The 21,174-nt window shown below is 60.0% G+C and carries 18 protein-coding genes; 11 read left to right on the forward strand and 7 right to left on the reverse strand.

Annotated features, from left to right (window positions below; genetic code table 11):
* The first annotated feature begins 46 nt into the window (after positions 1-46).
* From GOB86_RS05120 to GOB86_RS05150, 7 genes are all read left to right on the forward strand, one after another.
* Positions 47-796: a class I SAM-dependent methyltransferase gene (locus tag GOB86_RS05120; RefSeq protein ID WP_165991286.1), complete on the forward strand. Its 750-nt coding sequence runs from the start codon at positions 47-49 to the stop codon at positions 794-796.
* Between the two features lie 130 nt (positions 797-926).
* On the forward strand, positions 927-2,588 hold the full coding sequence (locus GOB86_RS05125; RefSeq protein ID WP_253543649.1) for a hypothetical protein: 1,662 nt from the start codon (positions 927-929) through the stop codon (positions 2,586-2,588).
* Positions 2,585-3,601, forward strand: coding sequence for a hypothetical protein (locus GOB86_RS05130; protein WP_165991287.1), 1,017 nt, complete (start codon positions 2,585-2,587; stop codon positions 3,599-3,601). The genes GOB86_RS05125 and GOB86_RS05130 overlap by 4 nt, the downstream gene beginning before the upstream one ends.
* Positions 3,598-4,185, forward strand: a complete 588-nt coding sequence (locus GOB86_RS05135; protein ID WP_165991288.1) for a hypothetical protein — start codon at positions 3,598-3,600, stop codon at positions 4,183-4,185. Before GOB86_RS05130 ends, GOB86_RS05135 begins: the two co-directional genes overlap by 4 nt.
* A complete protein-coding gene (locus tag GOB86_RS05140) occupies positions 4,182-5,315 on the forward strand; it encodes a hypothetical protein (RefSeq protein ID WP_165991289.1) in 1,134 nt (377 codons plus the stop codon). Before GOB86_RS05135 ends, GOB86_RS05140 begins: the two co-directional genes overlap by 4 nt.
* Positions 5,252-6,811 (forward strand): NADH-quinone oxidoreductase subunit D-related protein, encoded by a 1,560-nt coding sequence (locus GOB86_RS05145; protein ID WP_253543647.1) that lies wholly within the window; start codon positions 5,252-5,254, stop codon positions 6,809-6,811. The genes GOB86_RS05140 and GOB86_RS05145 overlap by 64 nt, the downstream gene beginning before the upstream one ends.
* Positions 6,812-6,847: 36 nt before the next feature.
* Positions 6,848-7,345, forward strand: coding sequence for an NADH-quinone oxidoreductase subunit B family protein (locus GOB86_RS05150; protein ID WP_165991290.1), 498 nt, complete (start codon positions 6,848-6,850; stop codon positions 7,343-7,345).
* On the opposite strand, the gene GOB86_RS05155 is transcribed toward GOB86_RS05150, so the two are convergent.
* From GOB86_RS05155 to aroB, 6 genes are all read right to left on the reverse strand, one after another.
* On the reverse strand, positions 7,334-8,224 hold the full coding sequence (locus GOB86_RS05155; RefSeq protein WP_165991291.1) for a CDP-alcohol phosphatidyltransferase family protein: 891 nt from the start codon (positions 8,222-8,224) through the stop codon (positions 7,334-7,336). The genes GOB86_RS05150 and GOB86_RS05155 overlap by 12 nt on opposite strands.
* Before the next feature lie 7 nt (positions 8,225-8,231).
* On the reverse strand, positions 8,232-8,921 hold the full coding sequence (locus GOB86_RS05160) for a phosphatidylserine decarboxylase (protein ID WP_165991292.1): 690 nt from the start codon (positions 8,919-8,921) through the stop codon (positions 8,232-8,234).
* Between the two features lie 93 nt (positions 8,922-9,014).
* Entirely contained in the window at positions 9,015-11,660 is a 2,646-nt protein-coding gene (gene alaS / locus GOB86_RS05165) for an alanine--tRNA ligase (RefSeq protein ID WP_165991293.1), read from the reverse strand.
* 153 nt (positions 11,661-11,813) lie between these two features.
* Entirely contained in the window at positions 11,814-12,311 is a 498-nt protein-coding gene (locus GOB86_RS05170; protein WP_165991294.1) for a GtrA family protein, read from the reverse strand.
* A gap of 820 nt (positions 12,312-13,131) precedes the next feature.
* Positions 13,132-14,220 (reverse strand): OmpA family protein, encoded by a 1,089-nt coding sequence (locus tag GOB86_RS05175; protein ID WP_165991295.1) that lies wholly within the window; start codon positions 14,218-14,220, stop codon positions 13,132-13,134.
* 348 nt (positions 14,221-14,568) lie between these two features.
* A complete protein-coding gene (gene aroB, locus GOB86_RS05180) occupies positions 14,569-16,299 on the reverse strand; it encodes a 3-dehydroquinate synthase (protein ID WP_165991296.1) in 1,731 nt (576 codons plus the stop codon).
* Positions 16,300-16,364: 65 nt separating this feature from the next.
* Here aroB and GOB86_RS05185 point away from each other — a divergent pair, with 65 nt between their 5' ends.
* From GOB86_RS05185 to GOB86_RS05195, 3 genes are all read left to right on the forward strand, one after another.
* On the forward strand, positions 16,365-16,625 hold the full coding sequence (locus GOB86_RS05185) for a hypothetical protein (RefSeq protein ID WP_165991297.1): 261 nt from the start codon (positions 16,365-16,367) through the stop codon (positions 16,623-16,625).
* Positions 16,622-17,554 (forward strand): tyrosine recombinase, encoded by a 933-nt coding sequence (locus tag GOB86_RS05190; protein ID WP_338421512.1) that lies wholly within the window; start codon positions 16,622-16,624, stop codon positions 17,552-17,554. The genes GOB86_RS05185 and GOB86_RS05190 overlap by 4 nt, the downstream gene beginning before the upstream one ends.
* Positions 17,555-17,635: 81 nt before the next feature.
* Positions 17,636-18,592 carry an acetyl-CoA carboxylase carboxyltransferase subunit alpha gene (locus GOB86_RS05195; protein WP_165991298.1) on the forward strand — a complete coding sequence of 319 codons (957 nt, stop codon included), beginning with the start codon at positions 17,636-17,638 and terminating at the stop codon, positions 18,590-18,592.
* A gap of 43 nt (positions 18,593-18,635) precedes the next feature.
* On the opposite strand, the gene GOB86_RS05200 is transcribed toward GOB86_RS05195, so the two are convergent.
* A complete protein-coding gene (locus GOB86_RS05200; protein ID WP_165991299.1) occupies positions 18,636-19,391 on the reverse strand; it encodes a competence/damage-inducible protein A in 756 nt (251 codons plus the stop codon).
* 156 nt (positions 19,392-19,547) lie between these two features.
* Between GOB86_RS05200 and GOB86_RS05205 the strand changes: the two genes are divergently transcribed.
* Positions 19,548-21,167 carry a lysine--tRNA ligase gene (locus GOB86_RS05205; protein WP_165991300.1) on the forward strand — a complete coding sequence of 540 codons (1,620 nt, stop codon included), beginning with the start codon at positions 19,548-19,550 and terminating at the stop codon, positions 21,165-21,167.
* The last annotated feature ends 7 nt before the right edge of the window (positions 21,168-21,174 follow it).

A 21,174-nucleotide genomic window follows, 5' to 3' on the forward strand; every position in this document is an offset into this window, starting at 1 on the left:
GGGTAGGTCATGGCTTTGGCAGGGTAACATATGATAGGCATGCACCATGCAGAATGCCACGTCGCGCGAAGAAAGCTTTTACGGGACTCCATCGGGCAAGGTGTACGTCAGCCTGCTGGGTGAGCGCATGCGGTGGTTCTGGCCGGAGATGAAAAACCAGTCTGTTCTGGGGCTGGGTGGTGCGGCTCCCTACCTGCACACAATCGGGGACAGTTCCACACTACGCATTGGTGCCTACCTTGGGAATACACGGGTGGATACAGCTTTTCAGCCCGGTCAGTGCTGTGTGGTGGACCCTGCGGAACTTCCGTTTGAGCCGCAGAAATTTGACCGTATTCTGCTTGTGCATGCCCTGCAGGGGCGCGACAATCCGTTAACCGTTCTGCGCTCCGCAGCCCGTGCGCTCAAGGATGACGGGCGTCTGCTCATGGTTGTGCCCAGCCGTCTGGGCGGGCGCGCAAGGTTGCGGCGCACCCCGTTCGCCAGGGACGCATCCTTCACAAGGCCCAAGTTGCGGCAGTTGCTGGCAGCGGCCATGCTGCGGGCCGAGCAGTGGGATGAGGCTGTGTTTTTGCCCGCCAGTCAGGCCTGTCGCACGCTCAGGCGCGGTCGGCGGATGGATATTGCGGGCAAGGTGCTCTGCCCGGGTGGGGGGAGCCTTATTCTGGTCGAGGCCGTGCCGGATATGTATTCCGCCCTGCCTTTGTCCTTGCACCACAAAAAGGGGTGGTTTGCGCGTATGCGCCTGACTTCGGCTGGTATGGCAGGTGCGCCCAGAGCGGGAAAATTACCCTAGCCATTGTCTGGTGCGGTTGAACAGATTGTATTCAGCCTGCACTCATGGTGTTATCCGCCGGATTTTATGTTCTTAGCTTCTGGGGCCGGGTTCCATTCTTCTTTCTTGTGTTCTTTGTGGTCTGCTTCTGGTGCTGGTGGCGCTGGGTGTTGTTGCCGTGGTGCCGGACAGGCTCCTGCGCGGCACGGCATTCTGGCGGGCGGAAATTCTGGCAGCCTTATGGGGCCTTGCCGGGGTAACGGCCCTGATCGGGGCGTCCTTTCGGGTGGAAGGGGAGTTGGGGTGGTTCCCCGTATTCGGGGCGGATGGACCCTCCCTGCCCATGCTGGCCATTCTGGCGTGTGTGGGCGCGCTGGTGGGCAGGGGGCGTGCGGGTGTTGCCTGCGTGCTGGCCTGCTTGGGCGTGCTGGCTTTGTCTCCACTGGTTTTTGGGCTTTTTACAGGCACGGCTCTTGTGCTGCTGGCCGGGCGCGGCAAGCGTGGGCTGTGCCTGCCGTTTGCTGTTCTGCCTGCCTGTATTCCTGCGGATAGCAGTCTGTCCGTGCCGTTGCTGGGGGTTATGGTTCTGCTGGTCGGCTGGGCTGTTGGCGTCCAGCGGGGGCCGCTGGCTGTTCTGCCTGCCTGTATTGGTCTGTTCTTGCTTGGCCGCCTATTGGCGGAGGTGGGGGAACTACCTCTGCTCTCTCAGGTTGTCTTGCTGGTGTGTGGTGGTGTGGTGGCCTGTGCGGGGCTTGTACAGGCCATGCGCGACCAGCAGGGTACGGCTCTTGTGGCGGGGTTGGCAGCGTGCTGGTACGGCATGCTGGTGTTTGCCCTTGTGCTTGCGCTTTCCTCCCCCCTTGGTGGTGCGGATACGTTCCGTACAACGGTTGTTCTGGGTATGGGTGGTCCCGTTGTGGCGCTGCTGGGTATATTGTGGACCGCCCAGTGGAGGGAGGCTATCGGCAGTGCCGTGCTGCGCACCCAATCCGCCAGATGGCTGCTGGGTGTTGTGTTGCTCCAGTGTTCTGCCCTGCCGCCATGTGGCGGGTTTCTGGTCCTGTGGGCGGCATTGGCGGGCGGGAATTACTCGGTCGAGGCCACGCAGCCGGTCATGGCGTTGCTGGCGCTTGTGCTGGTTGTGTTTTTTGTAGGTCTTGGTGTTGTGTTCAATGCCGGTCTGGTGCGCGCAGGCCTGTTGCTTCTGTCTGGACCAGCGGGTGCGGTGGATGCCGTGCCAGCCATGGTCCTGCCTTTGTGGGTTTGTGCGGTGTTGGCCAGTGTGCTGGCTTTTTTGCCAGGTATCTGGCTGTTCGTAGCGGATCATCTGGTCGTGGGGCCGCCGCTGCCGCCCATAACATGGCAGGATCTGACCACTGTGCATTTTGCTGGCCATGCCGCTCGCCTGACCCCCATGCTTGTTCTGCTGGGTGTGGCGCTGGCGCTGTGTGCTACTGGTCTTTTGGTCCGGTTGTTTGGTTTTATGCCCTTTGCCCCCACCACGCGGCAGGTAACCGCATGGCGGCAGGGAGCGCCGTTGTGCGATACAACGCCAGCGCAGAGCGGGCCGCAGGACGATGCGGGCATGGATCGGCTGCCTTTGTGGCCAGCATGGCGTGGTTTTTTGTCCGCGCCCAGTACGGTTACGGCCCTGCGCGCGCCGGGAGCTTTGCCGCGCAGGGGAGTGGTTTTGTGGCGGTATGCACGTCGCAGGCTGTTCATGGTCACGGGCTGGTGCGAAGCGCAGGGCATGGTCCTTATTCTGCTTCTTATGGGGGTGGGCCTGCTGGCAGGGCTGTTTGTGGGTAAATGACGCATTCCATTCCTTGGGGCTGGGTCCTCCTTTTTCTGCCGCTCATGGTGGTACAGGCTCTGGCCATGGTGTTGGCGGCCCCGTGGTTGAGCGGGCTTGTCGGGCGGGTGGCCGGGCGTCTGTCGGGCGTGTCGTCCTTTCCCGTCATGGGCCGGTGGCAGGATATATGGCATCAGTTCCGTCGCCCTCGCCTGGGGCAAAACGGCATGCAGTTGGCTGGTATTGCCTGTGCGGGAGCGCTTGTGCTGGCTGTGCTGGGTTGCGGGCTTACGCCTGCATTTACGCTGGTCATTCCAGACCTGCCCGCACCGGGGTTGTTGCTGATCTGCTGTGTGCTGGTTATGGCGCTTGTGCTGCTGAACGTGCCATGTGTGCTCGACGGTGGGTTGGGTGCGGTGCGTGGTGCCCGTGGCATGCTGGGAGCATTTCTGTTGCTGCCTGCGCTGGTTCCGGTTTTTCTGCTCTGTGGCGCGCGTGATTTTTCGGATTTTCTGGCCCGGGTGCATGGGCTTTCCCCCGTGACGGATGGCGCGCCTTTTGTGCTGGCTGGTGTTGCGCTGTTTTTGGTCCCGGCTCTGGCCTGGCCCGTGCAGGATGAGAAGGTCGCCCTGCTGGCAGGGCCGGAGCGCGCCATGTGGCTCTGGGCCGCCGATTGTGTGCAGATTGCGTGGGTCGTGCTGGCGCTGGATACGGCATGGCCGGGTAGCCTTGCCCTGCCCGATGATGGTGGAATGGAACAATGGCTCAGCCAGTACCTGCTTGGTTTTGGCCTTTGGGGTGTAAAACTGATGTTTGCGGGGGTGTTGCTGGCACTGGTCAGGCTGGTTGTGCTGCCTCCCTTGCGGCGCGCACGCGTTCGGCTGGTCAGTATTTTTCTGCTTGGGGTTCTGGCCTTGCAGGTCACATGGTCTGTTCACCCCAGATTGCCTGAACGTGATGACACCAATGTAGCCGCAACGGTGCAGGAAGGTGGCCCACAGGCCTCCACCACGGGCATGGAGGAGGTGCAATGACCCTTATTGCCATTCTTGTGCCCATGGTGGCCTTGTGCGTTGTTGCGCGCGGTGTGGGGTTTCTGCTGCTTGCGGGGGTGGTAACCGCTCTGGCCATGCTGGTGGATGGACTGACTCCTTTGCAGGAAGTTGGAGCTGCTCTGGCGCTGCTGTTTGCGGCTGTGCCCCCGCTCTTTTTAACTCGCTACCAGCATGACGCCACGCTTGAGCGCAGCGGTGCCGCCGTGCCGTTTTTTGCTCTGGGGCTAATGGTTCTGCTGCTGCTTGCCTGTAGCCGCGCGGGGAGCACGGTTTTTCCCGCCGGGTTGTGCACCATGGTGGCGGGCCTTGTGGCCGTTGTGTGCCGCCAGAGCATGGTCTGGCAATGGGCGGGGCTTTTAACCTGTATCGAAGGTATTTTGCTGTCCGCCGTGCTGGGCCGCCAGCCCGTGGTGCTGGGTGTGGCGGCACTGGCCGGGGCGGTGGTGCTGCTCCTTGGTGGCATGTGTATCCACCGGATTATGCCGCGTGTTGTGCCGCTGCGCGCTGCGGGCCAGCGCACCACCAGACGTGCTGACCCGTCGGACGGAGGGGCAGACGCATGAGTATGGGTATGGAAGCCACAGTTTTTCTGGCCGCCCTTGCGTTTGTATGGCCCTTTGTTGGCGCGTTGGTTGTGGCGGCCCTGCCTGCCCCGCACAGCCGCGAGGCAGCGATATGGATGGCCGGTATTGGCTGCGCTCTTTCGGTTATCGTGTTCATGTTCCCCTCGGTGGGTGGCAACGCCAGCGGTTGGGATGATGACCCGGTGCAAAGGGCAGGCCGGGTTATGCTGGCGTTTGGTCTGCTGTTGCTGGTGCTGGAAAACGCCGTTCAGCCTGATCGGCTGTTGCGCAGCCTGCCCCACGTGTGCACCGCTCTGGCGGGGCTGGCCTGTGTGGCCCCTGAACCCGCCGTGGGGTTGGGTATTCTGGAACTGGCTCTGGCGTGGGGGGTGTTCGTGTTCACGCGCCCGGCCGGGCGGGCCAAAACCGGGTGGGGGTTAATCCGAACCGGATCGGTGGGTACCGTCCTTGTGCTGTCTGGACTGCTGTTGCCACAGGGGAGCACGGTTTCTGGCCTGATGATGGCCTGTGGTCTTGTTATTTTAACCGGTCTGGCGCCGTTTGGTCAGTTCTGGCGCGACCGGAACGACAGTTTTCTGTTCCTCCCTTTTGCTGGCGCATCCATCCTTTTGGCCATGCGGCTGCGCGGGCATGGTGGTGCTGCGTTTGAGATGGCCCTTGTGGCCGCGGGTCTTGTCTCGGTCTGGTTAACGGCCAGTGCTGGCCGTGCGGGGCACAGGCAGAGACTGTTCCGCACATTTCCCTCGGCGCTCGCACTCATGGCCGTTGGGGTGGAGGCGGATGTTGCGGCGTTGCTGTTCCTGTGTGGGTGGTGCCTTGCGGGGGGCAACCGGAGTGGGCGCGGCTGGGCGGTTAATGTTCTGGCGTGCTTTCCCCCCGGTGCGCCGTTTGTGGGTTGCCTGCTCCTGCTTTCCGTCATGACTGACTGGTCATGGCCTGTGGCGGTTCTGACCGTGTGTGGTATTCTGGCTGCCGTGCTGCGCGCCGTGCCGGACAGGGAGGCCGCGCGCCTGTTCTGGCCGGAGGATATGGCCGGGCGTGTGGCGTGTTCAGTCCTGACGATCATGGGCTTTCTGGTGCCGTTGGCCATGATGCTCGGAGCGTTCTGATGGATGTTGTCTCCCTTATTTACGCGGGTGAGCAGACGGCTACCCCATGGCGCTTCCGGCTTGATGAACTGGCATGGCGAGACATGGTGGACCTGCTCCGCAGTGACGACCTGCCCTTTGTTGGCCTGTGGTGTGACGGGGCGGATGTGCATGCCCTGTTTTTGCCCGATGGACACCCGTTAGCCGCAACTCTGGCGCTCGAAGGGGGGCGCTACCCGGCTCTTTCGCCCGCACGGGTTGCCTCCAGCCTGTACGAACGCGCGATCTATGACCTGTTTGGTGCCGAGGCCATGTGGGCGGTGGATGTCCGCCCTTTGCTTGACCATGATGTATGGTCCGCCACAACCCCACTGGGGTTGGCTCCGGGGCGGGGAGGGCAGCACAAAGGACTTATTACCTTCCAGCCGTCCGACGCCATGGCGGCGGCACAGGGGCGGGTGGATGAGCGTGGCCCTGCCTCTGGTGCTCTGACCCCACCGTTTTACACGCGGCTTGTCCTGTCCAGCACGCTTGTCGCGTATGGCGAAACACAGACAGGCTACGCCCACCGTGGCATTGCCGCCCGCTCGCGGCATGCGCGGGTGGAGGATGTCTGCCGTCTGAGTGCCCGGGTTGCGGCGGGTAGTTCTGTTGCCCATCAGGTTGCGTTCTGTCAGGCAGTGGAAAATGCCTGTGGAGAGAGCGTGGGGGCGGAGGTCGCACTCCTTCGCGTGGCTTTGCTGGAGATGGAGCGGCTGTTCCACCATCTTTATACTCTGGCGGGCATGGCGCGGCTGGCGGGGGCGCATATGGTGGCGTCGCACTGCATGGCTTTGCGCGAGAAACTGGTGGCCGAAGCAGCCCCTGTAACCGGCTCGCGGTTGCTGATGGATGTGTGCATCCCCGGTGGCCTGTCCGTGCGGGATGCGACCCAGATGGGGGATCTGTGCGCCAGACTGTATGAACTGGGACAACAGGCCTACCCGCAACTGGTGCTTTTGTGGCGCGAATACCCCGGCCTTGCCGCATTGCTCGGCGGTGTGGGGCGTGTGCAGGCCGATGATCTGGAACGGGTCGGGCTGGATGGTCCGGTAGCCCGTGCCGCAGGGTGGGATTGTGATGGTAGGCGCATGATGCCCGCGTATGACGGCCTGTGGCGCTATACATCGGGCAGGCAGAATGGCACGGCGGAGGACCGCGCCCTGCTGCTGCTGGACGAGATGGAGGAAAGCCTGCGGATGCTTGACCTTGCCTTCGCCCGTATAGGGCTTGCAGCAGGCGGGAACGTGCCCTTGTCCATGCAGGATGGAGAAGGAACAGGGTTGGTCGAAGGGCCATGGGGCGGCGTGCTGTATTGGGTGCGTCTGGCGCATGGTCGTGTGGCGGAGGCCTTCTGCCGCAAGCCCGAAACCTCGGCCCTGCTGGTGTTTGAGCAGGCTCTGCCTAACCATCAGGCAGAGGATACGGCATTACTGGCCTGCTCGCTGGGTGTGAACGCGGCGGCGCTGGATGGTTAGGGGAACGGGAATGAACAGGCACAGGGCGGGCCTCTCATGGGGCTGATCCGCGCGGTCATGAATACAGCGTTCTGGAAGGGGCGGCAAAAGCGCAAGCCCCTTGGCCCCCGTTGGCCTCTGCTGCTTTTTCATGTGGATACAGGTGGCTGTGGTGGTTGTGGTATGGAATTACAGGCCATGACCAGCCTGCCATATGACATGCAGGGCGCTGGGTTCGGGTTTGTAAACTCCCCCCGTGCCGCGGATGTTCTGCTGGTTACCGGCCCCCTTACGCGCACCATGGCCCCGGTTCTGCAAGCCGCGTGGGAGGCCATGCCCGACCCTAAAGGGATTATCAGTATTGGCACCTGCGCGCTTGATGGCGGCGTGTTCAACGAAAATTATGCCGTCATGGGGGGGCTGGAGCGCCGGGTATCGGTTGATCTGGCCATTACAGGCTGCCCCCCCAGCCCGCAGGAAATCCTGAACGGGTTATGCTCTTTGCTGGGCAGTGCGGCACAGAGTGGACAAAAGGAAACGCCCTCAGGGAGTTGAGGGCGTTTCAGTATCGTCTTTGTGGAGCTCTTCCGCCGCTTTTTTTAGCTTGAGAAAGCTACGTCGGCTTAAGGGGAGCAAAACCATATAGATCACACCCGCCGCCGCTAGTGCAGCCCATGGGTCGGCTACCAGAATAACGGCGTAAATGCCGGTTCCCAGCATAAGTGGCAGCACAAACTGGGCTGGCACCTTAAAGTTTTTAAACGACCAGACCGGTAGGGTGGAAACCAGAAGCAGGGCCGTGCTGGTTAATGTAAAGTCTGGCAGCCAGGGCAGGCGGGTCAGGTTGTACAGCCAGTCTATGCCAAGTTTTTGTGCTTCCAGCCCCAAAAAGAGCGGGAAAAGGGCAAGCCCAGCCCCAGCGGGTGCGGGTACGCCGGTAAAAAAGTTACTGGCATATTTGGGTTTCAGTTCTTCCCCATCCAGATTGGCGTTAAAGCGCGCAAGGCGGAGCGCCATGCAGACCGTAAACAGCAGGCAGGGCAGAAAAGCGTAACGGTTGCTGTCCTTGATAGCCCAGAAATACAGCAGGAAGGACGGCGCGACCCCAAAGCACAAAAAGTCGGAAAGACTGTCAAATTCCGCGCCAAACCGCGTGGCGCCGCGTAACATGCGGGCAATGCGACCATCCAGCCCATCTATAAAGGCGGAAATCAGCAGGGCAGCGGCTGCCGCCTGAAAACGCCCTTCAATGGCAAAGCGCATGCCGGTCAGGCCCGCGCAAAGCCCCAACATTGTTAAAATATTGGGAATCAGGCGGTTAAAGGACGGCCCCCGGCTTTTGTTGCGCACACGCCGTTTGCGGCGGCGCGGCTGCTGGGGATTTTTGGGGTCGGGAAGAACCGCCGGAGGGGATGTTGGTGCGGGGAGTGTCACAGGCTTGTCAGAGACGCGCCATGACGGTCTCACCGCCAACCATGGTCTGACCTACGGCTACCAGCGGCTCAACGCCGGGCGGCAGATACAGGTCAGTGCGAGAGCCAAAGCGGATCAGCCCAAACCGTTCACCCGCTTCCATCTGCATTCCTTCGGTTACGGAGCAGACAATCCGGCGTGCCACCAGCCCAGCAATCTGGACCACGGCCAGCATACGTCCGTCTGGCAGGGTCAGGCTGAGCGCGTTGCGTTCGTTCTGCTCGGACGCCTTGTCCAGACTTGCGTTCAGGAACAGGCCCGGATGGTAGGCAATACGGGTGACCGTGCCAGCAGCAGGCATGCGGTTAACATGCACGTCCAGCACGGACAGGAAGGTGGCAATCCGCCACACGGGCGTTTCCCCCATGCCAAGTTCCTTGGGGGGGGCAATTTTTTCAATGGACACAATATGTCCGTCCGCGGGGGCTACCGCCACATCGTTGCGGGCAGGTGTTACACGTTCCGGATCACGGAAAAAATAAAGGCAGAAGCCAAAAAAACCGGTGCTGGCATGGCCAAGCAGGCGCAGCTTGGGGCAGCGCAGCTTGCGGCCAAGCAGGTAGGACACGGCAGACACAGCACCGGACGCCAGCAGAAACGGGCGGGCTTCGGGGTGGGGGCGTGCCACAACAAGTTTAAGGGATGCAAGTAAAGACATAACTCAATCCTTACGCCAAAGACGGACCAAGGGGAAGTAGCGGAACAGGAAGGTCCATACCTGTTCCGCTCCCCCGTTTTTGCAGCGTTAGTGTCAGGCGCTTGTTTTGAGCACATCCCGCACGGCGGCAAAGGCAGCATCTGCGGCCGCACCATCGGGGCCACCGGCCTGCGCCATGTCGGGGCGTCCACCACCACCCTTGCCGCCCATGGCAATGCTGGCCGCCTTGACGAGTGCCACTGCGTTCACCTTTTCGGTCAGGGCAGGGGCTACGGCTGCCACAACACTCCCCTTACCATCAGCGCAGGAAATCAGGACCACCACATCGGCCTCGCCCTGCTTGAGAATGGTCTCCGCCAGCCCTTTAAGCTCACGGGCCGGGGTTTCGCCCACATTGCGTGTGGCCAGACGGGCCGCGCCTACTTTTTCCACCCCAGCGGCTGCAACGCTGCCTGTGGCCATCTGGCGTTGCAGGTTGGCAATCTGGCGTTCCATGGCGCGGCGTTCTTCCAGCAAGGTTGCCAGTCGTTCGGGCGCGTCGGCTACGCTGACCTTCATCATGCTGGCAAGCTGGAGCAGCCTTTGCTCGTTTGTTGCGGTCAGGGATTCGGCGGCTTTGCCCGCGACGGCTTCAATACGCCGGACACCGGCGGAAACACCATTTTCGGCTACAATGCGGAACTGCCCGATATCCCCCGTGCGGCTCACATGCGTGCCGCCACACAGTTCCATGGACCACGCTCCTTTGCCATCTTCGGCCGGACCCATGGCCACCACGCGGACCTCATCGCCATATTTTTCGCCAAACAGGGCGGTAGCCCCTTCGGCAATGGCTTCTTCAGGGGTCATGGACCGGGTGGTTACGGCGGCATTCTGGCGGATGCGATGGTTAACCTCTGCCTCGATATCGGCCAGTTCTTCTGCCGTAATCGGGCGGGGCTGGCTGACGTCAAAACGTAGGCGGTCGGGTGTGTTCAGGCTGCCCTTCTGTGCCACATGCGCGCCAAGGCGGCGGCGCATGGCCTCGTGCAGCAGGTGGGTCGCGGAGTGGTGGGCACGTATGGCCGAGCGGCGGTCATGGTCCACGGTGGCGGTGACCGCCATGCCGGGCTTGAGCGTGCCCTCGGTCACCGTGCCATAGTGCACGATCAGGTCGCCTGCTTTTTTCTGTGTATCGCGGATTGCGACTTTCAGCCCTTTAGCGGTCAGAAAACCTGTATCGCCAGCCTGACCACCACTTTCGCCATAAAACGGGGTCTGGTTGAGCAGCACGGCCACTTCCTGCCCGATTGTTGCTTCTGGCACGAACGCATTGCCCGCAATAAGGGCCAGTACCTCGCCATCTGCCTGTTCGGTGGAATAGCCAAGGAACTCGGATGCGCCAAATTTGTCGCGCGCTTCAAACCAGATGGTCTCTACTGCGGTATCGCCCGAGCCAGTCCATGCGGCGCGGGCGCGCTGGCGCTGGATGGTCATGGCGTCATCAAAGCCTTTTACGTCCACATCATGGCCGCTACCACGCAGGGCGTCCTGCGTCAGATCCAGCGGAAAGCCAAATGTGTCGTACAGGCGGAAGGCCACATCGCCGGGGAGTGGTGCGCCAGAGGCCAGCTTGCTTTTTTCGTCGTCTAGCAGGTGCAGGCCACGGTCGAGCATGGCTTTAAAGCGCTCTTCCTCACCGCGCATGGTTTCACGGATCAGGGCTTCACCATGCACCAGTTCGGGGTAGGCTGTGCCCATCTGCTGGATCAGGGCGGGCAGCAGTTTGTAAAAAACCGGGTCCGTGGTGCCCATCATGTGCAAATGGCGCATGGCGCGGCGCATGATCCGGCGCAGGACGTAACCGCGCCCGTCTTTGGCGGGTAGAACGCCATCGGCAATAAGGAATGCGGTGGAACGTAGGTGGTCGGCCACAACCCGGTGGCTGGCCTTGAACGGCCCATCCACGGCCTGATGGGTCAGATCCGATGATGCGTTGATGAGCGAGACAAACGTGTCCGTGTCATAGTTATCGCGCTTGCCCTGCATAATGGCGGCAAAGCGTTCCAGCCCCAGACCCGTATCAATGGATGGGCGTGGCAGGGGCGAGCGCGTGCCCGGCGGGTCTTCGAAATACTGCATGAACACAAGGTTCCAGATTTCGACAAACCGGTCGCCATCTTCATCGGGGGAGCCGGGGGGGCCGCCGGGAACATCGGGGCCATGATCATAAAAAATTTCGGAGCAGGGGCCGCAGGGGCCGGTATCGCCCATCCGCCAGAAGTTGTCCGAGGTGGGAATGCGAATAATGCGGCTGTCATCCAGCCCGGCAATGGAGCGCCACAGACCGGCTGCGTCTTCATCCTCGGCATAGACGGTAACAAGCAGTTTGTCCTTTGGCAGGCCAAAACCCTTGGTCATCAGGGTCCATGCCAGTTCTATGGCCTGAGGCTTGAAATAATCCCCGAAGGAGAAGTTCCCCATCATTTCAAAGAACGTATGGTGCCGGGCCGTGTAACCGACATTATCCAGATCGTTGTGTTTGCCGCCTGCGCGGACCACTTTCTGGGCGGTTGTCGCGCGCGAGTAGGGGCGTGTCTCCTGTCCCGTAAACACGTTTTTGAACTGGACCATTCCTGCGTTGGTAAACAGCAAGGTGGGGTCATTGCTCGGCACGAGTGACGAGGAGGGGACGATCTGGTGGCCCTTGCTGGCAAAATAGTCCAGAAAAGCGGTGCGGATTTCATTTGTTGTCAGCATGGCGTGAGGCAGCAAAGTCCTGAAACTGGTTGGGCGCGTAATACCTTCCCGCATAGCGCAGAATGATGCTCACGGCCGGGTGATATGCGCAGTATTCTCTTAAACCTTGGGGTAAATGTAGCGCACCCTGTGCTTCTCTGAAAGAGGGCAGGATTATGGCTCGGTATTGTGTGTGTGATCGGTGGCGGGAATTTCCACGGTCATTTCTGCAAGTTCAAGGGCCGAGGTGGGTGGTTTCTCGCGGAAAACTATTTTCTGGCAAAGGTTGAAGTTGGCTATCAACCCGGCAAAACTGCCGCAGGCCAGAGCCAGTATTGGATGCTGGATGCAAAGCGGGAAAACGTAAAACAGTGTGTAAACCGTTCCACGGTTCAGAAAAAAACCCAAACTGTTGGCGGAAAGGAATCGCAGCCATTGCAGGACCGGGTGGCTATGGTGGCCCACGCCCCGGAATGTCCACAGGCTGTTGAGAAGCCAATTGAATGTTGCCGCAATAAAATAGGCAGCCAGCGTTGCAGCGGTTAACCCGATTATGGGACGCAACGCGTAAACTGAGCTTGCGTCCCATAAAAAACCCAGACTGCCGACAACGCAGAATTTTAAAAAGCGTAGCAGGCGTGGGGACAATATGAAGGGAGAAACTAAGCGCATACCACGCAAAAGTCAGAAAAATATGATCAGGGCAAGATATAAAAAAATGAAGGTGCTCAGCAACACCGTCTTGTCTGGTTTTAGAATAAGGTTGGATATGCTCCGCATAAGGATGCCTCCTCAACATATTGGTTTTGCAGTGAGCCGGTGCTGAACCGGTGGCATGATCATGAGTGTTGATGACTGCGGTATGACCGTGATGGTCGGAGCCGTTTGGTTTTCCATGCTTTGAGCATGATGAATGGCAAAGGTTCAGAGCATTATCCGCCGGATGTATTCATGTTGTTCGGGGTGTTTTGTGCCAATCTGAAAGACCGCTGAAAAAGCCATAGGATTGGTCGAGTTCAACCATCATGAGCAGAACAGAAGATCATCAGACCAAGTGTAGAACCAATAATGTTTGAACTAATCAAACAGGAGGTTTTGCCAAACTGGGCACGCCAGTCTTTACTGGCTTTATAAGCATTGGTGCAATTGGCCCAAGGGTATGGGGAATGTAGTCCACCCATCCGGACCCTGTGGCGCAAATGTTGATTATTCTTTGAAAAAACAGTGTTTATTGGATTTTATGTGCCTGATTGCAGGCTTTATCCTTACGTATTCAGCCATTGCTGAGCGGGAGGGGTAGAGGTTTGCACTCAAACTGTTCTTGGGAGCGAATAGTAATGGAAAAAACAATGAAGGCTGAAGTTCCATCCAAAAACAAAAATATATAAGGCTTTGCTCTCTCGTTGCGTAGTGGTTGAGCAACGCACAAAAAAAGAGGCACCCGTGAGGGTACCTCTCTTTTTTTGTTCCGAAGTAACCCGGAGCAGACCGATTAGTGGAGGATAATTTCCACGCGGCGGTTCTGCGGTTCGCGGGTGTTCGGGCCGGTCGGGACCAGCGGATGGGCTTCACCATAACCATGGATGTCGATGGCGGCAGCCGGAACGCCGTCATGAACCAGCTCAGCCTTTACGCTTTCAGCACGATGCAGGGACAGGCCCAGATTGTACTTTTCGCCGCGCGGGCCGGGGTGTGCTGCGGAGTTATCGGTGTAACCGTTAACTTCGATGCGGGTGGTCTGGACGTGGGTGGAAGCCTGAGCGGCTTCAGCCACGATCTGACGTGCACGTGCGCTCAGGACAGATTTGTCCCAATCGAAGAACACGAGGTAGGAACGTGCGGGCAGCGGTGCCGGAGCGGCAACGATCGGAGCAGCCGGCGGCGGGGGCGGCGGAGCCGTATCGAACGCATAACGCAGGCCAACCATGAACAGGTGGTTGAAGCGATGGTCAACGCTGGTACGGTCAGTGCCGGAGCGAACGTCGTCGAACTGGCCGTTACGGAAGGAGCCCGGCTGACCGATCATGCGGTACTGCGCGGTCACCTGGAAGCCCGGAATGCCCGTGTCGAATGCTGCACCGACGATGGCCTGGTAAGCAAAGCCACCCTTTGTGCCGCGGTAACCGGCCGTGGAACCAAAGTTCTGGTGTTCCTGCGTCCACAGGTAGCCAGCACCGGCACCGATGAACGGTGTAACAGGCACGTTGTTGATGCCGAACTTCGTCAGGTCGAAGTCATACAGAGCATTGATGAAACCGCCGTAGGAAGAATCCTTACCTTTGTTGCGATCACCGTTGCCAGTGCTGCCGCTCAGGTTGGAACGCAGGTAGGTGCCTTCCACTTCAGCGCGCAGGCCGTTACCAAAGCCCCAGCCAACGGAACCGTAACCGGTCCAGCCGCTTTTGTGGCCAACCTTGTTGGAGCCGGGTTCAGTACCAGCTTTGGTTTTGAACGTCTGGGTTTGAGTCAGGTCGTAGCCGCCGCCAAGGTCGACATACGGGCCGGTGATGGTGGTGGCGGATGCGGCCGCCGGAGCCGCTGCCATCAGGGTTGTTGCGAGTAACGCCGTGCGGAGACGCATTTTTTGCCCTCAATATTTCATCTAGGTGAGCCTGTTCTACCAATTACTGGCGTAACTGACCACCCGATGCACCAAAAATTCGTATAAAGAGGTTACCACCCATTCGGGAAAGGCGACCTCTCATACTCTTGTCGACTAAAAGACACAGCAGTGCTTTCGTTGCAACAGATCATTTTGCAGCATGAATATGAACTGGATGCATGCGGCGTTGTAGTTGCTTCGATTACTGTATCCATTAGCTCTGCCAATGCAGATCTGAGGCATGCTCTCGCGCCAGAATAAGGCGGAATTAAGACAGGGTTGCAAATTTGCAACGCTCTTAAAATAAAGTGCATGCCTCTACTTCTTTCACCCCCGCGCACCATCGGCGATCAGTATTTCCCTGACCGCATCAGCAGGAACATCCTGTGTGGTAAAGGCGCGACCGATTCCGTGGGCCAGAACAAATGACAGACGACCATCCTGCATTTTTTTGTCCCGCTGCATGTGGGCCATCAGGTCGTCTACGGCAAAGGTCTGGGGCAGATCCCGAATGTGCGTTGGCATGCTCAGGTTTTCCAGATGTTGGGTCACGCGGATTTGATCTTCCGCCGGGCAAAGCCCCAGCCTGACCGAAAGTGCGAAGGCCAGATGCAACCCGATAGACACGGCCTCGCCATGTAACAGGCGACCATCGTAGCCAAGCTCGGCCTCCAGCGCGTGGCCAAAGGTGTGACCAAGGTTGAGCAGGGCGCGTCCGTTGCTTTTTTGCTCTTCGCGTTCATCCCCCGCCACAACGCGGGCCTTGAAGGCGCAGGCCTGCCGCACGGCTTCGGCCAGAGCTTCGGGCTCCTGATCCAGCACGGCGGCACCGTGTTTTTCACACCAGTCAAAAAGAGCCGGGTCGCCGATCAGGCCAGACTTAACAATTTCCGCATAACCCGCGACCAGTTCGCGCCGGGGGAGGGTGCTGAGCGTTGTCACATCCGCCAGCACACACAAAGGCTGATGGAACGCGCCCAGCAGATTTTTGCCCCAGCGGGTGTTGATGCCGGTTTTGCCGCCCACGGAGGAATCGACCTGCGAGAGCAAGGTGGTGGGGATTTGCACAAATGGCAGTCCACGCAGGGTTGTGGCGGCCACAAACCCGGCAAGGTCCCCCACGACTCCCCCACCAAGGGCGATGATGGTTGTGCGCCGCTCCACGCCCTGTTCCAGAATCGCGTCCGTCAGGTGCTGGTAAATGGTCAGGCATTTGCTCTGCTCGCCCGGTGTTACGCGCAGGCTACGGGTGCGTACGCCTGTTTCGTGCAGCGAATCTTCCAGCTTTTGCAGGTAGAGCGGGGCTACGTTGTTGTCGGTAATAATAATGGCGTTTTTCTGGGGGAGCACAGGTGCCAGCAGCCCACCCGCGCGGCTGATCAGGTCCGTGCCGATCACCACATCATACGACGCTCTGGACAGGGAGACGGGTAACCGTAGCGGACGGCGGGACAGGGCAAGCGCTTCCATAACGCGGGTTGTGGTGTGTTCCACGTTGTTGTCTCCACAATCGACAATAATCTCGGCCTCGGCATAGACCGGGTGGCGGATGGTCATCAGCCGGTCCAGCACATCCCTGGGGGATGCGGTGTTGAGCAGTGGCCGGTGCGTGCGCCCGGCAACACGGCGGAGCAGGACCGGCAGCGGGCAGCGCAGCCAGACCGAAATAGCCTGCCTGCGCACCAGCGCGCGAGTCTGGGCATCCATGAATGCGCCGCCTCCTGTGGCCAGCACCATGGGGGGGCCTTCAAGCAGGCGGCGAATCACCCGGCGCTCACCATCACGGAACGCGCTCTCGCCATAAAGCTGGAACACGTCGGCAATGGAGCAGCCAGCGGCCCGCTCGATCTCAATATCTGCATCAACAAACGGCAGGCCGAGTCTGGTGGCAAGGTGGCGACCAACAGTTGTTTTGCCAGCACCCATAAGGCCGACCAGCACAATGCTGCGCTCCGATGTCATGCCGTTGTTGCACGGATTGCGGACAATCCGCTCCAGATCAAGCGGGATGGGCGGCGGGTCCGTGGTTGGGGAGGGGGAGGAGATACGTGATGACATGAAGCCTAGCTTAACATAGAGCAGAAAGAACACACCTATATCTGTTGTTAGGGGAGCCTGCCTGTATGAGCCGTACGGTTCTGATTGTTTTTGCCGTTGTTGTTCTTGGTGCGCTGGGGGGCTTTGCCGCTCTGGGGGTTGCTGGTCGGCCGCCTGTGCAGCAGCCTGTTCACCATGACCTGCCGTTTGCGGCGGACGCGGTGGTCACGACCCCGTCTGTTGCCGTACCTCCGGCCCCGGCGGTTCCCGTTGTAACGCCTGTTGTGCCAGCCGCACCCGCCCAGCTCAGCATTACCCCCACGGATACGGCTCCCGCTCACCCGTGAGCAATGCGGCAGGCGGCGTGGAGCTTTTTTTGGAAATGCAGGCGGCCGAACGTGCGGCCGCCCCCAATACCCTGCTGGCCTATCAGGCTGATCTCGACTCCTGCGCGCAAAGTCTGGTGGGAGCGGGGCAGACCCTGCGCACCGCAACAGTTGAAGGGCTGCGTGGCTGGCTGGCGGACCTGTCCGCACAGGGGCAGTCACGCCGGACTGTTGCGCGCCGGCTGTCGTGCATAAAACAGTTCTATCTGTTTTTGCTGCGTGAAGGGCTGCGGACGGATAATCCGGCCGAACACCTCGATTCCCCCCGTGCGGAGCAGGCTCTGCCGCATTTTTTATCCGAATCGGAAGTGCTGGCCCTGCTGGATGCCTGCGTGGAGCCAGAGGGAGCCTCCGCCGCCAAAAAACGCCGAGCACTTGTGGCGTTGGCGGCGCTGGAACTGCTGTACGCATCTGGGCTGCGTATTTCCGAGTTGCTGGGGCTGCCACGGCAGGCATTGGCGGGGGACCAGCGTATGCTCAGCGTGCGCGGCAAAGGCGGGCGGGAGCGGCTTGTTCCCCTGTCCGATAGTGCGCGGCAGGCCGCACAGGCGCTGGTTGTGGCTGATGCCGGGCTGAACAGCCCTTATCTTTTTCCCGGACGAGACCCCACACGCCCCATGACCCGGCAGGCCTTTGACCGGATACTGCATGATGTGGGGCAAAAAGCCGGACTGGACCCCGCACGTCTGTCGCCCCATGTGCTGCGCCATTCCTTTGCCACCCATCTGCTTGCGCATGGGGCGGACCTGCGTGCGTTGCAAATGCTGCTGGGTCATGCGGACATCGCCACAACCCAGATTTATACGCATGTACAAACCGAGCGGTTACGGCAGGTTGTGGCCGAGCATCATCCTCTTTCGGCCTCCAAAAACGCTGATTTGGACGATTGAGGGGCAAAAAGCGCGCCCAGAACACTTTTGGATGCACGAAGTGACTTGGCTTTAAGCGCCATTGTGCTATCGGCTTTGCTCATGCGTCAGTTCCTGGATTTTGAAAAGCCCGTCGCCGAACTTGAGAACAAGATCGACGAACTGCGGCAGATGACCGACCCCGAAGGGGTCAATATAGAAGAAGAAACGGCCCGCCTTTCCGATAAGGCGGAAAAGCACCTGCGCACGATCTACGCCAAGCTTACACCTTGGCAGAAAGTGCAGGTGGCCCGTCATGCCCAGCGTCCGCACACGCAGGACTATATTGGTCGGCTCATAACGGATTTTACACCGTTGGCAGGCGACCGGCTGTTTGGGGATGACAAGGCCATTATTGGTGGCATTGGCCGTTTTGATGGCATGCCCGTGGTGGTGATCGGGACCGAGCGTGGCTCGGACCTGGAAACACGGCTCCAGCATAATTTTGGCATGGCCCGGCCAGAAGGCTACCGCAAGGCCCAACGCCTGATGAAGATGGCTGGCCAGTTCAAGCTGCCGATTCTCACGTTTATCGACACCGCAGGCGCATGGCCCGGTATTGATGCGGAGCAGCGTGGGCAGGCCGAGGCCATTGCCCGCTCCATTGCTACCTGTTTTGACGCCCCCGTCCCCCTGATCGCCACGGTTATTGGCGAGGGTGGGTCTGGTGGTGCGGTGGCGCTGGGGGCAGGGGACCGTGTTCTTATGCTCGAACACGCCATTTACTCCGTGATCTCGCCCGAGGCCTGTGCCTCCATTTTGTGGCGTGACCCCAAACAGGCCAGCACGGCAGCGGAAACCCTGCGTCTGACGGCACAGGACCTCAAGCGCCTTGGCCTGATTGATCAGATCATTCCCGAACCCGTGGGGGGTGCCCAGCGTGACCCCGCCGCTGCCATGGATGCGGTGCGTGGTGTGCTGGGGGCTATGCTCAAGGACCTGCTACCGCTGGCCGCTGAGAAGCTCAAAGAACTGCGCCGCGAGAAATTTTTGGCCATGGGGCGCGAAGCCCTGCACTGACCGCACCTTTAACGGGCGGTCAGTCATGGCGTGCCTGAGTGGATCAGACAGGCGGTTCACCCTCCACGGGTGAGCCGCCTTTTGCGTTCAGCAGGTCATGAATGGCCTGTGCGGCCTCGTTCACACGCTGAATATCCTGACCCTTGGCCACAAGTGCTACGCCATGGCGTTCCCCTTCGCGGTGGAAAGGGTAGGAGCCAAGGTCAAGGTCCGCAAAGCGGTCCTGAATAGCCTCCAGCCCATCGGCCAGTGCGCCTTCCCCCAGCAATGTGGTGTGCCATGTGCGCGAAAAGACGGGGGCTCCCCTTTGCAGGGTTGGCGCCAACTCATCAAACATGGCGCGCATAATGCGGGGCACTCCGGCCAGAACATGCACATTGCCAAGGCTAAAACCCGGAGCAATGGATACGGGGTTGGCAATGGGGGTTGCGCCTCTGGGGAGTTTGGCCATGCGCTGGCGGGCGGCATTAAAGTTTTCCGCCCCAAAGCGTTCTTCCAGAACGGCAAAGGTGGGGGGGTGAATTTCCCATGGCACGCCAAAGGCTTCGGCCACGCAGGGGGATGTTATGTCATCGTGCGTTGGGCCAATGCCACCGGTTGTAAATACCTCGTCAAAGCGGGCGCGCAGTTCCGTTACGGTGTTGACGATTGTGGACCGGATATCGGGGATCACGCGGATTTCGACCAGCGGAATGCCCAACTCCCCCAGCCGGAGGGCTAGAAACTGGATGTTGTCGTCCCGTGTGCGGCCAGAAAGGATTTCGTTACCAATAAGGATGAGTGCGGAAGTGCGGCGCATGACTCGGGTCTGACCTTTTGTTCTGGGCTTCTTGAATGAGCGTGAAGGATGGAGCGGAGTGTTTGCGGGGTCAATGGTCGTAAAAATTACACTCCAAAGGGTGCCCTGCGCGTTTTTGCATTGACCGGGTGCCGTGCAATTCATAGCTTCCCGCGCATGTCAGATAGCCAAACAGCATCCGCTTCCGATCTTCCGCGCGCGTGGCCTTTTGAAGAGGCGCGTAAACTGGCCGATCATGTTGCAACACGTAGCAGCACAGGTGCCGATGAGCGCCCGGCTCTGCTGGAAACCGGGTATGGTCCCTCGGGCCTGCCCCATATTGGCACCTTTGGTGAGGTTGCACGCACGTCCTGGGTGCGGCAGGCCTACACGGCCCTGACGGGCCGTCCCTCGCGCCTGCTGGCTTTTTCGGACGATATGGACGCCCTGCGCAAGGTGCCCGACAACGTGCCCCAGCGCGAAATGCTGCAAAAGTATATTGGTCAGCCGCTCTCCCGCGTGCCGGACCCGTTTGGCACGCACGAGTCGTTTGCCGCCCATAACAACGCCCGGCTGTGCGCGTTCCTGGACAGCTTTGGCTTTGAATACGAATTTGCGTCTTCCACCCAGTATTACACCTCTGGCCGGTTCGATGCGGCCTTGCGGCGGGTGCTGGAAGTGCATGACCAGATTCTGGCCGTTATTCTGCCCACGCTGGGGCCGGACCGCCGCGCGACCTATTCCCCTGTTCTGCCGCTGCACCCCCATACGGGTGAGGTCATGCAGGTTAAAATGGACGCCATTGATGTTGCGGCTGGCACCGTGCGCTGGACGGACCCCGCAACGGGTGAGGTGTTTGAAACACCGGTGACGGGTGGTCACGCCAAAATGCAGTGGAAGGCCGACTGGGCCATGCGCTGGTACGCGCTGGGCGTTGATTACGAAATGTCGGGCAAGGATCTGATTGATAGCGTGCGTCTGTCTGGCCGGATCTGCAAAATTCTGGGCGGTACACCGCCTGCGGGCCTGACATACGAGCTGTTTTTGGACGAACAGGGGCAAAAAATCTCCAAGTCCAAGGGGAATGGCCTGTCGGTGGAGGAGTGGCTGCGTTACGCCCCGCCCGAAAGTCTGGGCCAGTTCATGTTCAACCAGCCGCAGCGCGCTAAGCGGCTGTATTTTGATGTGATCCCCAAAACGGCGGATGACTACCTGACGCATGCGGACAAGGCCCGTGCCCTTCAGGCGGAAAACCCGACGGGTAATGACGTGCGGGCAAATCCGGCATGGTTCATCCATAAAGGCACAGTGCCAGAGGATGCGGGTAGTCCGGTGCCGTTTGGCATGCTGCTCAATCTGGCCAGTGTTGCCAATGCGGATACGCCAGAAGTGCTGTGGGGTTTTATCCGCCGCTACGACGGAGCTGTTTCACCCAAAACGCACCCCATGCTGGCGGAGCTGGTCAAACACGCAATCGCCTATTACGCGGACTTTGTACGTCCGGCCAAAACCTTCCGCGCGCCAACGGACAAGGAACGTGCGGCACTGGTCGATCTGGCAGAAACCCTGCGCGGTTTTGAAGGGGAAGCCGCCGATGCGTCCACCTTGCAGAACCTTGTGTTCGAAATTGGCAAACGCCATGCGTTCGAGCCACTCAGAAGCTGGTTTGGCTGCCTGTACGAGGTGCTTCTGGGGCAAAAGGAAGGGCCGCGTTTTGGCGGGTTTGTCGCGCTGTATGGTGTGCCCGAAACCATTGCCCTGATTGACGCCGCCCTCCTGCGAGATACGCAGGTTTAAGCAGGGT

Origin of the sequence: Acetobacter lambici, assembly GCF_011516885.1 — a bacterium.
GTDB classification, from domain to species: Bacteria; Pseudomonadota; Alphaproteobacteria; order Acetobacterales; family Acetobacteraceae; genus Acetobacter; species Acetobacter lambici.

What these genes read in the sequence shown, in the direction of transcription:
- GOB86_RS05120 (WP_165991286.1), top strand. Translation starts at nt 47, where the DNA reads ATGCAGAATGCCACGTCGCGCGAAGAAAGCTTTTACGGGACTCCATCG.
- GOB86_RS05175 (WP_165991295.1), bottom strand. Translation starts at nt 14,220, where the DNA reads ATGCGTCTCCGCACGGCGTTACTCGCAACAACCCTGATGGCAGCGGCT.
- aroB (WP_165991296.1), bottom strand. Translation starts at nt 16,299, where the DNA reads ATGTCATCACGTATCTCCTCCCCCTCCCCAACCACGGACCCGCCGCCC.
- GOB86_RS05205 (WP_165991300.1), top strand. Translation starts at nt 19,548, where the DNA reads ATGTCAGATAGCCAAACAGCATCCGCTTCCGATCTTCCGCGCGCGTGG.
- GOB86_RS05170 (WP_165991294.1), bottom strand. Translation starts at nt 12,311, where the DNA reads ATGCGCTTAGTTTCTCCCTTCATATTGTCCCCACGCCTGCTACGCTTT.
- GOB86_RS05135 (WP_165991288.1), top strand. Translation starts at nt 3,598, where the DNA reads ATGACCCTTATTGCCATTCTTGTGCCCATGGTGGCCTTGTGCGTTGTT.
- GOB86_RS05160 (WP_165991292.1), bottom strand. Translation starts at nt 8,921, where the DNA reads ATGTCTTTACTTGCATCCCTTAAACTTGTTGTGGCACGCCCCCACCCC.
- GOB86_RS05150 (WP_165991290.1), top strand. Translation starts at nt 6,848, where the DNA reads ATGGGGCTGATCCGCGCGGTCATGAATACAGCGTTCTGGAAGGGGCGG.
- GOB86_RS05140 (WP_165991289.1), top strand. Translation starts at nt 4,182, where the DNA reads ATGAGTATGGGTATGGAAGCCACAGTTTTTCTGGCCGCCCTTGCGTTT.
- GOB86_RS05200 (WP_165991299.1), bottom strand. Translation starts at nt 19,391, where the DNA reads ATGCGCCGCACTTCCGCACTCATCCTTATTGGTAACGAAATCCTTTCT.
- alaS (WP_165991293.1), bottom strand. Translation starts at nt 11,660, where the DNA reads ATGCTGACAACAAATGAAATCCGCACCGCTTTTCTGGACTATTTTGCC.
- GOB86_RS05130 (WP_165991287.1), top strand. Translation starts at nt 2,585, where the DNA reads ATGACGCATTCCATTCCTTGGGGCTGGGTCCTCCTTTTTCTGCCGCTC.
- GOB86_RS05185 (WP_165991297.1), top strand. Translation starts at nt 16,365, where the DNA reads ATGAGCCGTACGGTTCTGATTGTTTTTGCCGTTGTTGTTCTTGGTGCG.
- GOB86_RS05195 (WP_165991298.1), top strand. Translation starts at nt 17,636, where the DNA reads ATGCGTCAGTTCCTGGATTTTGAAAAGCCCGTCGCCGAACTTGAGAAC.